Consider the following 12,862-nt stretch of genomic DNA (forward strand, 5'->3'; position numbering starts at 1 on the left):
GTGGTGCCATTTGCGAAAACAGGAGAAGTACAGAATGCAGAGAAAGAACGGCAGAAGGAAAAAAATTGCATATGTTTTGTGCGGCATTCTGGCGGTGGTACTGTTTTCCGGTTGTCAGAGCACAGCGGCAGATGGTACAGATGAAAAAGTTTTCGTATACGGCGACACGACATTCAACGCCGAAAACGACGAGTCCGATGTCAACCCGCACAACGGCTATTCCGGCTGGGCGTGTATCCGCTATGGGATCGGTGAGACGCTGTTTCATTATTCCGATTCTATGGAGATCGAGCCATGGCTGGCAGAAAGCTATGAGATTGTGGACGATACAACATGGCGGATTACACTGCATGAAGGCATCTCCTTTACAAGTGGGCGCACTCTCGACGCGGAGGCGGTCAAAGAATGTCTCGAGGATCTGATCGCAGTACATGACCGTGCACGCGGGGATCTGAAAATTGAGAGCATCGAGGCAGACGGCCTGATCGTAACGATTCACACCGAACAGCCTGTCCCGGCGCTTCTGAATTATCTGTCCGACCCATATGGATGCATCATTGATATGCAGGCAGGTGTGACGGATGACGGCAATGTCGCCGGAACCGGCCCGTACCGCGCAGTACAGGTGGAGACGGATCAGGGACTGACACTCATGAAAAATGACAATTACTGGAACGGAACGCCAAAGCTCGACCGGATCGAAGTAAAAACGATCCGCGACGGCGATACGATGACGATGGCGTTACAGTCAGGCGAGCTCGACGCGGCGTACGGCCTGCCGTATTCCAATCTGATCCTGTTCCGCGATGAACCATACACGATTTCTTCGGCGGATACGTCGCGTACCTTCTTCGGACAGTTCAACGGATCATCCGAGGTGCTGCAGGACGACCGCGTGCGCGAGGCAGTCATCGGAGCGATCGACCGGGAGGGCTTTGTGAATACGCTGATGGAAGGAAACGGAAGCGTGGCGGAAGGCCCGTTCCCCTCTTACTTTGCATTCGGCGACAGCAAAGTGCAGGAGGAGTCCTATGATCTTGAGTATTCCAGAGAACTGCTGGCTGAAGCAGGCTGGACCGATGAGGACGGCGACGGCTACGTGGAAAAAGACGGAAAACACCTGACCATCTGCTGGCTCACGTATCCGAGCCGCCAGGAACTGCCGCTTCTCGCGGAGAGTGCACAGGCATCGCTGAAGAAAATCGGAATCGAAGTACAGATCCAGTGCACGGCAAATCATCTGGAACTGCTGAAAAAAGGAAACTGGGATGTTTATGTCAGCGCATTTGTCAGCGCACCGACGGGCGATCCCGAGTATTTCTTTACAACGCACTGCCTGCAGGATTCCTCCAAGAACCGCGGCGGTTATTACAGTGAGACACTCGAGATGCTGGAGCAGCAGTTAAGCGGCGAGTTTGATACCGAAAAACGAACCGAACTGGCCATCGAGATGACGCAGACGCTGCTGGATGACCACATGTTTTTCTTCGCATCACACCTCAAAATGTCGATGGTATCCGGCGAGGGCGTGACGGGGCTTACGGCGCATCCGTGTGATTATTATGAAATTACAGTCAATTTGGACAAAAACAAATGATTATTTGGAAAAAGAGCAGAAAATGTGGATTTTCTGCTCTTTTTGCGCTATGATAGGAAAAGAACGGCACTGCGACGGTGCCAGAGAAGAGAAAAGGAGAAGTTACGATGCGGAAAGAAGAATTAAGAACATATATTGAAAACCACGAATCCGAAATGATCGAAGACCTGAAAAGCCTGATCCGGATTCCAAGCGAAAAACAGGCGGTAGAGCCAGGCAAACCATTCGGCGCACCGGCGGCAGAAGCACTGGCGCAGGGAATCGAAATTCTGGAAAAATACGGCTTTGCCGTAACCAACTACGACAACTACGCGATTGCAGCTGACTTTAATCAGGAAGAAAAGGGCCTTGATATTCTCGCCCATCTCGATGTCGTACCGGCAGGCGAAGGCTGGCAGGAGACCGATCCATTCACCCCGCTCATCAAAGAAGGAAAAATGTTCGGCCGCGGAACCGCAGACGACAAAGGACCGGCGATCGCAGCTATCTACGCAATGCGCGCTGTCAAAGAACTCGGTTACCCATTAAAGAAAAATGTCCGTCTTGTCCTCGGTTCCGACGAGGAGTGTGGAAGCTCTGACCTCGAATATTATTATAAGAAAGAAGTGGAAGCACCATGCACCTTCTCACCGGATGCCGAATTCCCGGTCATCAACATTGAAAAAGGCGGCATGCGCGGCCACTTCGAAAAAACATCCGATGCCGGAACGACAGGCGTGCGCCTCGTATCCTTACAGGCCGGCACCAAACTGAACGTTGTACCAGGCAAAGCATATGCAGAGCTTGCCGGCATGGCAAAAGAAGACCTGAAAACCTGCGCTGACGAGACTGAGCAGAAGACCGGCGTTTCCTTCGTTCTGGAAGACACCGAAAACGGCAATATAAAAATCACCGCCTGCGGTGCCTTCGCCCACGCATCCACCCCGGAAATGGGTAACAACGCACTGACCGCACTGCTGCAGCTTCTCGCATCCGTTGGAATGGAAGAGAGTGAACTGAAAAACGACATCAGTTTCCTTGCAAAAGTTTACCCGCACGGCGACGGCAAAGGCGCAGGCCTCGGTGTCGCCATGTCAGATGAAGAGTCCGGCGAGCTCACCTTAAGCCTCGACCTTATGAACTACGACGGTAAAACCTTGACCGGTTCCTACGACTGCCGCGCCCCGATCTGCGCGACAAAAGAAAACCTGTACGATACCGCCGGGCAGAACATGAAAAAAGGCGGCTTCTCCATGGAAGGCAGCGGAATGTTCCCACCACACCACGTCCCGGCCGACAGCCCGTTTGTCCAGACCCTGCTGCAGTGCTACACGGATGTCACTGGAAAACCAGGCAAACCATTTGCGATCGGCGGCGGAACGTATGTGCATCATCTGAAAAACGGTGTTGCATTTGGATGCGCAGACCTTGAAGTCGACAACCGTATGCACGGAGCAGACGAGTTCGTGGAAATCGAATGCCTGAAAGAATGCGTTGTGATCTTCGCGGAGGCGATTCTGCGGATCTGCGGGGAATAAATAATTGAAAAATAAAAGATAAAAAAGATCTTCAGCCAAACCGATAGATTCTGAAAAGAACAAGGTTTGCCTGAAGATTTTTTATGGCTCTGAATTGTTACAAATTTTCTCAGAACCGCAGTTCCCTGCACCGGTTCAGGAATGCAAAGATTTCCTGCCGTCTTGGCCGTGCCAGGTCGCCTGGCCTTCCCGGGGCGAGAAGCGAAGAGAGGCCTTTTTCATCCATCTGTTTTTCCAGCAGATCCACTACCTGCACCAGTGTTTTCTTACCGTCCATCTTGTGCTCCGCTGCTTCTAAAAGAAGCGCAGCCAGCCCGTTCAGCTGTTCACTGTCCGTGAGCTGTTCCACGGCGCGCAGATCCGTCAGAGATTTGTTGATGAGGATGGATTCCCGTCCCATCACTTTGACTTTCGTGCGGTCACTTCCCGTCAGGCCTTTGCCCGGCTGCGGGCAGCGATGGAAGGCTGGAACGGAAAAAGGGCGTACGGAGGCAGTAAACGGCGGAAATTCCGCGGCTGTGGTTTTTGCGCGATCCGTAATGTCATAAGGAACGTATTCTTTCATCTGAATGACAGTGTCTGCCACGTGGAAGTAAGAACCGGAGCTTCCGGCAACGAGAATCGACGAGATGCCGAGCTTCTCATACAGATCCCGCACGCGGCTGATAAACGGTGTGATCGGTTCCTCGCTGTCGGCAACGACGCGCTGCATCAGCTCATCGCGCACCATAAAGTTGGTGGCGGACGTGTCCTCGTCGATCAGAAAGAGGCTCGTGCCGGATTCGATGCCCTCGATCACGTTGGCAGCCTGCGAGGTGCTTCCGCTGGCATCGGCGGTCGAGAATGAAGTCGTATCACTCTTTCCGGGAAGATTGTGGATGAAGAGGGAGATATCGACGTTGCTGATGCTTCTGGAGTCCTCGGAGCGGAGCTTTCCGGCGCTTGCATCGGTGATGACATATTCACGGCCGTCCCCGGCGATGTGGTTGTATACGCCGCGCTCAAGAGCCTGCAGAAGGGTAGATTTTCCGTGGAAGCCTCCGCCTACGATCAGTGTGACACCGAGTGGAATTCCCATGCCGGAAACAGGTCCGCGGTTTGGAAGATCGAGGGTAACGCGCAGGGATTCCGGTGAGGTAAACGGAACGGCGTGCTTCATCGGCAGATCGGAAACACCGGTCTCGCGCGGGAGAATGGAGCCGTCGGCGATGAAGGCAGTAAGCCCTTTTTCTTTTAATGCGGAACGGATCGCCTGCTGATCCTCACAGAGATAGGCGACATTGGCACATGCTTTTGGATCCAGAGCACGGTAGAACAGTGATTTTTCTACGCAGCCGGGAAGAAAGTCGAAAAGAATGCGGATCAGCTCCTGCGAGGCGATGGTGCGGCCGTTAGCCGGAAAGCCGATTTCCATGTTGACGATAAGACTGCCGTCGGAAGGATTCAGAACATAGGCAGTACGCTCAAGAATTTCCTGTCCGCAGCGGCTTATCCCCAGCAGACCACTTTTGCCGGAACCCTTTGCGCGGAACGAATACGGTGCGATGGCGCGCGCAAACTGGCGCAGCAGGTAATCCTGGAGGGCGACGCGCTTTTCATATGTGTCGTAGAGAAAAGCCGGAAACGCAGCGGTTTTGCCGCTGATATGAACGCTGACGCGCGATGGAGCGGCGAACGGATCGCCCTGCACGTGGTCGATGGAGAGTGTGTAGCGCGGAAACTGATAGGCACCGCGGGTAGATTTATAGGCGGGATAGCTTTTGTGATTGATACTGAATAAAAGCTGTTTCAGGTCATTTGCAGATTGCATGAAAAAAACTCCTTTCAAAATAAAAAAGGTGAGGCTGCCGTACAGAGCATGTCTGAAAATGGCTTTTCGCAAGCTGCGAGTTCCAGGTGGTGGGAGATTTTGTCCGAATGAGGGCGGATTAAACCCGCTACGGCAACCGAATGAGGGCAAAATCTCCCACAAAGTGGGGCTTGCAGCTTGCGGAAATGATTTTTCAGACACGCGCTGGACGACAGCCTCATCCAAAAAGCTTTAACGTCTGGAAACACTCTGGCGCTTCACCAGTTTGGTTGCCATGCACATTTTCAGACATTCGCGTTTCGGATCGGCCACGCGGTCAAGCAGGCGCTGGACGGCAGTGGCGCCAAGCTCGCGTTTTCTGACCTTCATGGTGGAAAGCGGCGGAACCATCATATCGCACATCGGAACGTCATCAAAGCCGATGATGGAGACATCCTCCGGGATGCGGTAGCCGTTTTCACGCAGTGCACGCATGGCGGCCGCCGCGATGATGTCATTATCGGCAAAGTAAGCATCCGCGATCGGCGCTTTCGACTCGAGAAGGCGCAGCATGTCGCGGTAGCCTTCGTCCGAGGTCGGGGAAACCGGGTGGACATATGGATGTGAGGTGCTGATACCGTTTGCACGGAGCGCTTTGTAGTAGCCGTCGGCGCGTTCGGAGAAGTTGCTGATGTCGAGGCTCGAGTGAAAGTAGCCCACGTTTTTGTGTCCGCACTGAATCAGATAATTCGTGGCGTTGAACGCCCCCTGGATGTTGTTGATCAGAACGCAGTCGTAATCGAGCTCATCGTAATAGCAGTCCACGACAACGATCGGAACAGAAAAATCGCGGAACTTGCGGAAATCGGACGGAGCCATTTCGGTTGCAAGAAGAAGAATGCCCTCACAGTCCACAGCGCGGAGTGCATCGAGCTGGCTGTCAATATCCATGGTCTCATAAAAATAGGAGATATGAAGCGCACAGCCCTGGCGGGTGCATTCGGTGGAGATTCCTTCGGTCAGCTGGGAGAAAAACGGCGTGTCGGCAGCAACCTTTCCGTGCTTCTTATAATTGACCAGCTGAATAATGCGGGAGGAAGCGCCGGAGGCTTCATTTTTTTTCGGCGCATAGCCATACTCGGCTGCAGTTTTTAAAACCAGCTCTCTTGTGGCATCACTGATGCCGGGTTTGTTATTGAAAACCATAGAAACCGTGGCAGGCGATACGTTGATCAGCTTTGCCAGTTCTTTCGCAGAAATATTCATAAGAGTTCAGCTCCTGTTCGATAAAATCAGCCCGCACGGTGCTTTCAGGCGTTTTGCGCATGCGGGGTGTTGAAATTTATTTCAGTATTTATTTGAAAAATATTAAACTTATGCATTGATTTTAATATGAATTAAAAAAGAAGTCAACTTCTGAACTGTAAAAAAATGAAATATGAAGAAATGCATAAAAACATCCATTCTTTTTTGTATAAATTACTAAAAAAGATTTAATAAAGCTGAATAGATGTTGACAAGTTCAAAAGAATTTAGTAATATAAGAGCCATAAAGAGCAGGGGAATTCAAGACATAATTTAGCGGAATTTAAAGAAAATTAAGTGGAGGAAATGAATATGAAATCAATTAAGATCGGATTTGCACCTACGAGAAGAAGCATTTTCAGTGCCCCGGATGCCGTAAAATACGCCAACCTGACGAGAGAGCATTTAAAAGAGCTCGGTGTTGAATTTGTCGACATCATAGATATCAACGAGGAGGGTCTGTTTTACGATGAGGCGGACCGTGAGAAAATCCAGGAGAAATTCCGCCGTGAAAACGTAAAGGGAATTTTCTTCCCGCACGGAAACTTCGGAACGGAATATGTCTGTGCAAGACTGGCAAAGGAAATGGAGCTTCCGGTACTCCTCTGGGGACCGCGCGATGAGAGACCGGATGAGAACGGTGTGCGTCTCCGCGACAGCCAGTGCGGCCTGTTCGCAACCGGAAAAGTGCTGCGCCGTTTTGGTGTTCCGTTCACCTATATGACGAACTGCCGTCTGACCGATCCGGAATTTGAGCGCGGCATCAAGGATTTCCTTGCTGTATGTAATGTGGTAGATACCTTCCGCCACACCAGAATCCTTCAGATCGGACCGCGTCCGTTCGATTTCTGGTCCACCATGTGCAATGAGGGCGAGCTGCTGGAAAAATTCAACATTCAGCTTTCCCCGATTCCGCTCCCGGAACTGACTGCGGAGATGAAAAAAGTAAAAGCAGAGGGCAGCGAGGTAGAAAAAGTTGTTGCATACTGCAATACCAATATGTGTGTAAAGATCAAACTGGAAGAGCTGGAAAATGTAGCAGCTCTGAAGGTTGCAATGAAGAACCTGGCTGCAAAATATTCCTGCAATGCCATCGCGATCCAGTGCTGGAACGCACTGCAGGGTGAGATTGGCATCATGCCGTGTGCGGCAAACTCTCTGCTGAACGAAGAGGGAATTCCGGTCGTCTGTGAGACCGATATCCACGGCGCCATCACCGCTCTGTTGGTAGAGGCTGCCGACAGAAACGATAAGAGAAGCTTCTTTGCTGACTGGACCGTACGCCACCCGGACAACGAGAACGGCGAGCTGCTGCAGCACTGCGGACCGTGGCCGATTTCTGTTGCACAGGAAAAACCGACGATCGGTTATCCTCTGGCATTCAGCCATCCGGGGGCTGTAGAGGCACAGGCAAAATTAGGCGAAATGACACTGGCACGTTTCGACGGAGACAACGGAGAGTACTCCCTGCTGCTTGGAAATGCAAAAGGTGTTGAGGGACCTTATACGAAGGGAACCTACGTATGGGTTGAGGTACAGAACCTGAAACGCCTGGAGACAAAAATCGTGGAAGGACCGTACATCCACCACTGCGTCGGTATCCACGAGAACGTTGTGCCGGTTCTGTATGAAGCATGCAAATACATCGGCATTGCCCCGGATTTATATGATCCGATCGAGGAAGATGTCAAAGCATATTTAAGAGGAGAATGAAAATCATGAGTGAATACAAGGAATTGAGTTGTCTGGCGTATGATCTGCGGAAGAAAGTAGTGGAAATGGTAGTTTCCGGCAAGGGCGGCCACATCGGCGGCGACATGAGTGTCATTGATGTGCTTGTAGCGCTGTATTTTAAAGAGATGAACATCAGCCCTAAGAACATGGACGACCCGGACCGCGACCGTTTTGTGATGAGTAAAGGTCATTCCGTTGAGGCATATTATGCAGTACTTGCAGCAAAGGGATTCTTCCCGATGGAAGAGGTCATCGAAAAATTCTCCAAATTCGGCAGCCCGTACATCGGCCATCCGAACAATAAACTGCCGGGCATCGAGATGAATTCCGGTTCTCTCGGCCACGGACTTCCGGTCTGCGTGGGAATGGCGCTTGCAGGAAAAATGGATAAAAAAGATTATCGTGTTTACACCGTTATGGGTGACGGCGAACTGGCAGAAGGCTCTGTCTGGGAGGGCGCAATGTCCGCAGGAAACTACAAGCTGGACAACCTCTGTGCGATCGTAGACCGCAACCGTCTGCAGATCTCCGGAAATACCGAGGATGTCATGAAACAGGACAGCCAGGAGGAGAGATGGGCAGCGTTCGGATGGAATGTTCTTTCCGTACCGGGCAACGATATGGACGCGCTCGTTCATGCGTTTGAGCTGGCGAAACACTGCAAGGGAAAACCGACGGTTATTATTGCAAACACAACGAAGGGCTGTGGTTCTTCCGTGATGGAAAATAAGGCGGAGTGGCATCATAAAGTGCCGACACCGGAGGAAGTAGAACAGATCATGAAGGATCTGGATGAGAGAAAGGAGGCACTGTCATGAATAAGATTCCAAACAGACAGGCCATTTGCGAGGTTTTAATGAAACATGCCGAGACGGATAAAGATATCGTAGTGCTCTGCAGCGATTCCAGGGGAAGTGCTTCCCTGACACCGTTTGCAAATGCATATCCGGAGCAGTTTGTGGAGATGGGTATTGCGGAGCAGGATCTGGTCAGCGTTTCTGCCGGTCTTGCAAAATGCGGCAAGAAAGCATTTGCGGCATCTCCGGCGTGCTTCCTTTCTACAAGAAGCTATGAGCAGGCGAAAATTGACTGTGCATACTCCAACACCAATGTAAAGCTGATCGGCATCAGCGGCGGTGTGAGCTACGGCGCACTCGGCATGAGCCATCATTCTGCACAGGACATCGCAGCAATGGCAGCTATTCCGAACATGCGCGTTTATCTGCCAAGCGACCGCTTCCAGACAGCAAAACTGGTTGAGGCGCTTCTTACCGATGAAAAACCGGCTTATATCCGGGTGGGAAGAAATGCCGTTGCGGATATTTACAGCGAAGAAAATACTCCGTTTGAGATGGATAAGGCAACGGTTCTCTCGGAAGGCACCGATGTTTTACTGGTAGCCTGCGGTGAGATGGTCCGCCCGGCGTTCGATGCAGCTGCTATGCTGAAAGAAGAGGGAATCAGCGCAGGACTGCTCGATATGTACTGTGTGAAACCGCTGGACAAAGAGGGCCTGGTAGAGGCTGCAAAGAAGGCAAAAGTTGTCATTTCGATCGAAGAGCACGCTCCATTCGGCGGTCTTGGATCGATGGTGAGCCAGGTGGTCGGTGCGGAATGCCCGCGCAAAGTCGTTCCTATGTCTCTGCCGGATGCGCCGGTGATCACGGGAACTTCCCAAGAAGTCTTTGACTATTATGGATTGAATGCCGAGGGCATTGCAAAAAAAGCGAAAGAATTACTGGCTTAACCAGAAATGGAATCAGCGGTGAATGTGATAGCCCGCAGGGAACTGTAAACTGCCGCAGGTCTGCGTATGCCATGTTCCTGCGTGCCCGGGCGGAAGAAAATCCGGGAACGCAGGAACTTTTTCTATATAATTAGGAATAAATCGTTCTGCGGAAATAATCAGGAATAAATCGTTCTGCGGAAGATTTTGGAATGTGTGGTAATCGCCAAAGATCTTGCCTATAGGGGCAGGGTGAATGCCGCGACAATAGAAAATGACGCATGGTGTGTTGAAAAACAGGGTGTATTCAGCGTTATTCGAGATGGGGATCTGGATATTTATAAAATTTTAGGAATGGAGCTGGAAAAATGGAGAAAAGGTATATCATCGGAATTGACCAGAGCACGCAGGGAACGAAAGCGCTGCTCTTTGACGGGGAGGGACATTTACTCCGCCGTACCGACTTGCCGCACCGGCAGATTGTCAATGAAAAGGGATGGGTGTCCCATGATCTGAATGAGATTTACCGGAATACAGTACAGACGGTAAAAACGCTGGTGGCAGAGTCCGGTGTTGCACCGGAAACAATCGCCGGAATCGGCATCAGCAATCAGCGTGAGACGACGGCGATCTGGGACAAGGCGACCGGGGAACCGCTGGAAGAGGCAATTGTATGGCAGTGCGGCCGCGCAAGCGGCATTGCACAGGAGATTGCGGAGCAGGGTCACGCAGAGGAGATCCGCGAGGCGACGGGTCTGCAGCTTTCGGCTTATTTTCCTGCTGCAAAGATGGCGTGGCTGCTTCGAAACGGCGGAGAAGAAAGACAGAAACGTGCTGCAGACGGGAAACTCTGCCTGGGTACGATTGACAGCTGGCTGGTTTACAAGCTGACGGGGGATCATGCATTTAAGACGGATTTTTCAAATGCGTCGAGAACGCAGTTGTTTAATTTGAAAACGCTGGCGTGGGATGAGAAGATCTGTGAGATGTTCGGGATTCCGGTCTGTGCGCTGGCCAGGGTGTGCGATTCCGATGCGGTGTATGGAACCACGACGATGGAAGGATTGTTTTCCGAGCCGGTTCCGATCTGCGGTGTATTAGGCGACTCTCATGCGGCTCTGTTCGGACAGGGCTGCTTAAAACCGGGTATGATCAAGGCAACGTACGGAACGGGTTCTTCGCTGATGATGAACATTGGAGACAAGCCGATTCAGAGCAGCCACGGCGTTGTGACTTCGCTTGCGTGGGGAAGAGGCGGCAAGGTGGACTATGTGCTGGAAGGAAATCTGAACTACACCGGAGCGGTGATTACCTGGCTGAAGGATGACCTGAAGCTGATTTCTTCGGCAAAAGAGACGGAAGGACTGGCAAGGGAGGCAAATCCGGCAGACCGCGCGTATCTGGTTCCGGCATTTACCGGGCTTGGTGCGCCGTACTGGGATGAGAAAGCAACGGCATCGATCAGCGGAATTACCCGCACCACAGGAAAAGCTGAGGTGGTAAAAGCGGCTCTCGACTGTATCGCCTACCAGATCACCGACCTTGTCCGTGCGATGGAGCAGGATACCGGCATGCGGATCGAGGAACTCCGCGTGGACGGCGGTCCGACACGAAACAGATATCTGATGCAGTTTCAGAGTGATATTACGAATAAACGCGTAAATATTCCGGACGCGGAGGAGCTTTCCGGCATCGGAGCGGCTTATATGGCCGGTATTTCAGCCGGGGTCTACGATCTGGAAAAACTCGCAGGAAATATGAAACGAAGTGTGTATGAACCGAAGATGGACGACGAAATCCGGGAGAAGAAGTATGCCGGATGGAAAAAGGCTGTCGACGGGGTGTTAAGTAAATAGGGGACTTGTACTCTGTGCGGCGGGAGGTTTTTGCGCCTGACGGTGGGATGACGAAGGGGGGACGCGGGCATTACTGTACACTCGGCAAATACGCGTTTATGATAAGAAAACGAAGACGCATACGTGCGTGATTGAGAAATTTGAAAAATAAAATAATCTACAAACAAAAAGGAACGATTTGGATAGAACGTTCCTTTTTTGCATATAGAGAATAAATTGTACAGAAATAAAAGGCGCTGTATAAACAGCGCGTAATGCTGATAGAATGCGAGAAAACAGCAAAAAAAAGAGGATTAAACCTGTAGTTCAATGAAGAAAAGAATAGATGTGGTATAGTATCAAGAAAAGGGGATTTCGCATGAATGAAAGTTCAATAGAAGATGTATAGAGCGTGTCTGAAAAATCATTTCCGCAAACTGGGACTTGCAGCTTGCGAAAAGCCTTTTTCAGACACGCTCTAGAGAGTACATTATGTAAAAAAAGGAGGGACAAGAGTTTGTCCGGTAAAAAACAGGAAGTATGGTAAGATAAGCTGGTAATGGAGAACGTATGCAGATTCGTATGGATGAAAAAGGGAGGGTTCTGTTTATGGCTACTTACGTTATTTCTGATATTCACGGTGAGTATGAGAGATTTATGGAGCTGCTGGAAGAAATTGAGTTGAAAGATACAGATACGCTTTATGTTCTGGGTGATGTTTTAGACCGGGGTGAGCATCCGATTAAGGTGATATTGAAACTGATGGAAATGCCGAATGCGTTCTGTATCGTGGGGAACCATGAGGTGATGGCGCTGGAATGTCTGCGGTTTCTCTGTCAGGAAATCACAGATCTTGCCATCGAGGAAGTGGATGCTGAACTGCTGGACAATCTTGTTCTCTGGAAGTATAACGGCGGTGATGCTACGATCCGGGAATTTCGGGCGCTGGATCCCGAGATGCGGGAGGAAGTACTGAATTTTCTGGAGGATTTCAGTCTGTATGAGGAGCTTACAGTGGGAGAAAAACAGTATCTGCTGGTGCATGGAGGGCTGGGTGGATTCACACCGGAAAAGAGGATCGAGGAATATTCCCTGCACGATCTTGTATGGGCTAGACCAGATTATCAGAAGGAATACTTTGCGGATACAAATCTGGTAACAGGACATACACCGACGCAGACGATTCCGGAAAATGATAATCCTGGGTATATTTATAAAAAATATCACCACATTGCGATCGACTGCGGCGCATGCTTCCCGGGAGGGAGGCTGGCGGCAATCTGTCTGGAAACGGGGGAAGAGTTTTACAGTTCGGACAACAACAGGTGAACGATTTTAGACGTTCCATGATGCCAGAAT

Annotated in this window: 11 protein-coding genes and 1 pseudogene; 8 read left to right on the forward strand and 4 right to left on the reverse strand. The window is 50.9% G+C overall.

Annotated elements, in window-relative coordinates:
• Positions 1 to 34 precede the first annotated feature (34 nt).
• Both DWZ44_RS11245 and DWZ44_RS11250 read left to right on the forward strand, forming a co-directional pair.
• A complete protein-coding gene (locus tag DWZ44_RS11245; protein WP_117804875.1) occupies positions 35 to 1,597 on the forward strand; it encodes an ABC transporter substrate-binding protein in 1,563 nt (520 codons plus the stop codon).
• 107 nt (positions 1,598 to 1,704) lie between these two features.
• A complete protein-coding gene (locus DWZ44_RS11250; protein ID WP_022461629.1) occupies positions 1,705 to 3,114 on the forward strand; it encodes a Sapep family Mn(2+)-dependent dipeptidase in 1,410 nt (469 codons plus the stop codon).
• A 109-nt stretch (positions 3,115 to 3,223) separates the two neighbouring features.
• Here DWZ44_RS11250 and DWZ44_RS11255 read toward each other — a convergent pair whose 3' ends face one another.
• The 4 genes and pseudogenes from DWZ44_RS11255 to DWZ44_RS11260 all read right to left on the reverse strand — a co-directional run bounded on the left by DWZ44_RS11255 (position 3,224) and on the right by DWZ44_RS11260 (position 6,169).
• Positions 3,224 to 4,924, reverse strand: coding sequence for an ABC-ATPase domain-containing protein (locus DWZ44_RS11255; RefSeq protein WP_117804876.1), 1,701 nt, complete (start codon positions 4,922 to 4,924; stop codon positions 3,224 to 3,226).
• Positions 4,908 to 5,033, reverse strand: a complete 126-nt coding sequence (locus DWZ44_RS19550) for a DUF6783 domain-containing protein (RefSeq protein WP_416822207.1) — start codon at positions 5,031 to 5,033, stop codon at positions 4,908 to 4,910. Before DWZ44_RS19550 ends, DWZ44_RS11255 begins: the two co-directional genes overlap by 17 nt.
• Before the next feature lie 22 nt (positions 5,034 to 5,055).
• Positions 5,056 to 5,145, reverse strand: a pseudogene (locus DWZ44_RS19555) (DUF6783 domain-containing protein); the annotation flags it as partial.
• Positions 5,146 to 5,155: 10 nt separating this feature from the next.
• Positions 5,156 to 6,169, reverse strand: coding sequence for a LacI family DNA-binding transcriptional regulator (locus DWZ44_RS11260; RefSeq protein WP_022462682.1), 1,014 nt, complete (start codon positions 6,167 to 6,169; stop codon positions 5,156 to 5,158).
• Between the two features lie 351 nt (positions 6,170 to 6,520).
• Between DWZ44_RS11260 and DWZ44_RS11265 the strand changes: the two genes are divergently transcribed.
• The 6 genes from DWZ44_RS11265 (at position 6,521) to DWZ44_RS11285 (ending at position 12,832) form a co-directional block, all read left to right on the forward strand.
• Complete coding sequence (locus DWZ44_RS11265) at positions 6,521 to 7,921, forward strand: L-fucose/L-arabinose isomerase family protein (RefSeq protein ID WP_117804877.1); 1,401 nt, start codon at positions 6,521 to 6,523, stop codon at positions 7,919 to 7,921.
• Positions 7,922 to 7,926: 5 nt separating this feature from the next.
• Positions 7,927 to 8,760 (forward strand): transketolase, encoded by an 834-nt coding sequence (locus tag DWZ44_RS11270; protein WP_117509781.1) that lies wholly within the window; start codon positions 7,927 to 7,929, stop codon positions 8,758 to 8,760.
• The gene (locus tag DWZ44_RS11275) at positions 8,757 to 9,689 is read left to right on the forward strand and encodes a transketolase family protein (RefSeq protein ID WP_117761604.1); all 933 of its coding nucleotides are present in this window, start codon (positions 8,757 to 8,759) and stop codon (positions 9,687 to 9,689) included. The genes DWZ44_RS11270 and DWZ44_RS11275 overlap by 4 nt, the downstream gene beginning before the upstream one ends.
• Before the next feature lie 347 nt (positions 9,690 to 10,036).
• Positions 10,037 to 11,524, forward strand: coding sequence for an FGGY family carbohydrate kinase (locus DWZ44_RS11280; RefSeq protein WP_117804878.1), 1,488 nt, complete (start codon positions 10,037 to 10,039; stop codon positions 11,522 to 11,524).
• Between the two features lie 405 nt (positions 11,525 to 11,929).
• On the forward strand, positions 11,930 to 12,001 hold the full coding sequence (locus DWZ44_RS19560; protein ID WP_442857711.1) for a DUF6783 domain-containing protein: 72 nt from the start codon (positions 11,930 to 11,932) through the stop codon (positions 11,999 to 12,001).
• 111 nt (positions 12,002 to 12,112) lie between these two features.
• Positions 12,113 to 12,832 (forward strand): metallophosphoesterase, encoded by a 720-nt coding sequence (locus DWZ44_RS11285; protein ID WP_117804945.1) that lies wholly within the window; start codon positions 12,113 to 12,115, stop codon positions 12,830 to 12,832.
• Positions 12,833 to 12,862 lie beyond the last annotated feature (30 nt).

Origin of the sequence: Blautia sp. AF32-4BH, assembly GCF_003460565.1 — a bacterium.
GTDB classification, from domain to species: Bacteria; Bacillota; Clostridia; order Lachnospirales; family Lachnospiraceae; genus Fusicatenibacter; species Fusicatenibacter saccharivorans.

Bases quoted from the DNA above. Each gene is read 5' to 3' on its own strand.
- DWZ44_RS11245 (WP_117804875.1), top strand. From the start codon at position 35: ATGCAGAGAAAGAACGGCAGAAGGAAAAAAATTGCATATGTTTTGTGC.
- DWZ44_RS11250 (WP_022461629.1), top strand. From the start codon at position 1,705: ATGCGGAAAGAAGAATTAAGAACATATATTGAAAACCACGAATCCGAA.
- DWZ44_RS11255 (WP_117804876.1), bottom strand. From the start codon at position 4,924: ATGCAATCTGCAAATGACCTGAAACAGCTTTTATTCAGTATCAATCAC.
- DWZ44_RS11260 (WP_022462682.1), bottom strand. From the start codon at position 6,169: ATGAATATTTCTGCGAAAGAACTGGCAAAGCTGATCAACGTATCGCCT.
- DWZ44_RS11265 (WP_117804877.1), top strand. From the start codon at position 6,521: ATGAAATCAATTAAGATCGGATTTGCACCTACGAGAAGAAGCATTTTC.
- DWZ44_RS11270 (WP_117509781.1), top strand. From the start codon at position 7,927: ATGAGTGAATACAAGGAATTGAGTTGTCTGGCGTATGATCTGCGGAAG.
- DWZ44_RS11275 (WP_117761604.1), top strand. From the start codon at position 8,757: ATGAATAAGATTCCAAACAGACAGGCCATTTGCGAGGTTTTAATGAAA.
- DWZ44_RS11280 (WP_117804878.1), top strand. From the start codon at position 10,037: ATGGAGAAAAGGTATATCATCGGAATTGACCAGAGCACGCAGGGAACG.
- DWZ44_RS11285 (WP_117804945.1), top strand. From the start codon at position 12,113: ATGGCTACTTACGTTATTTCTGATATTCACGGTGAGTATGAGAGATTT.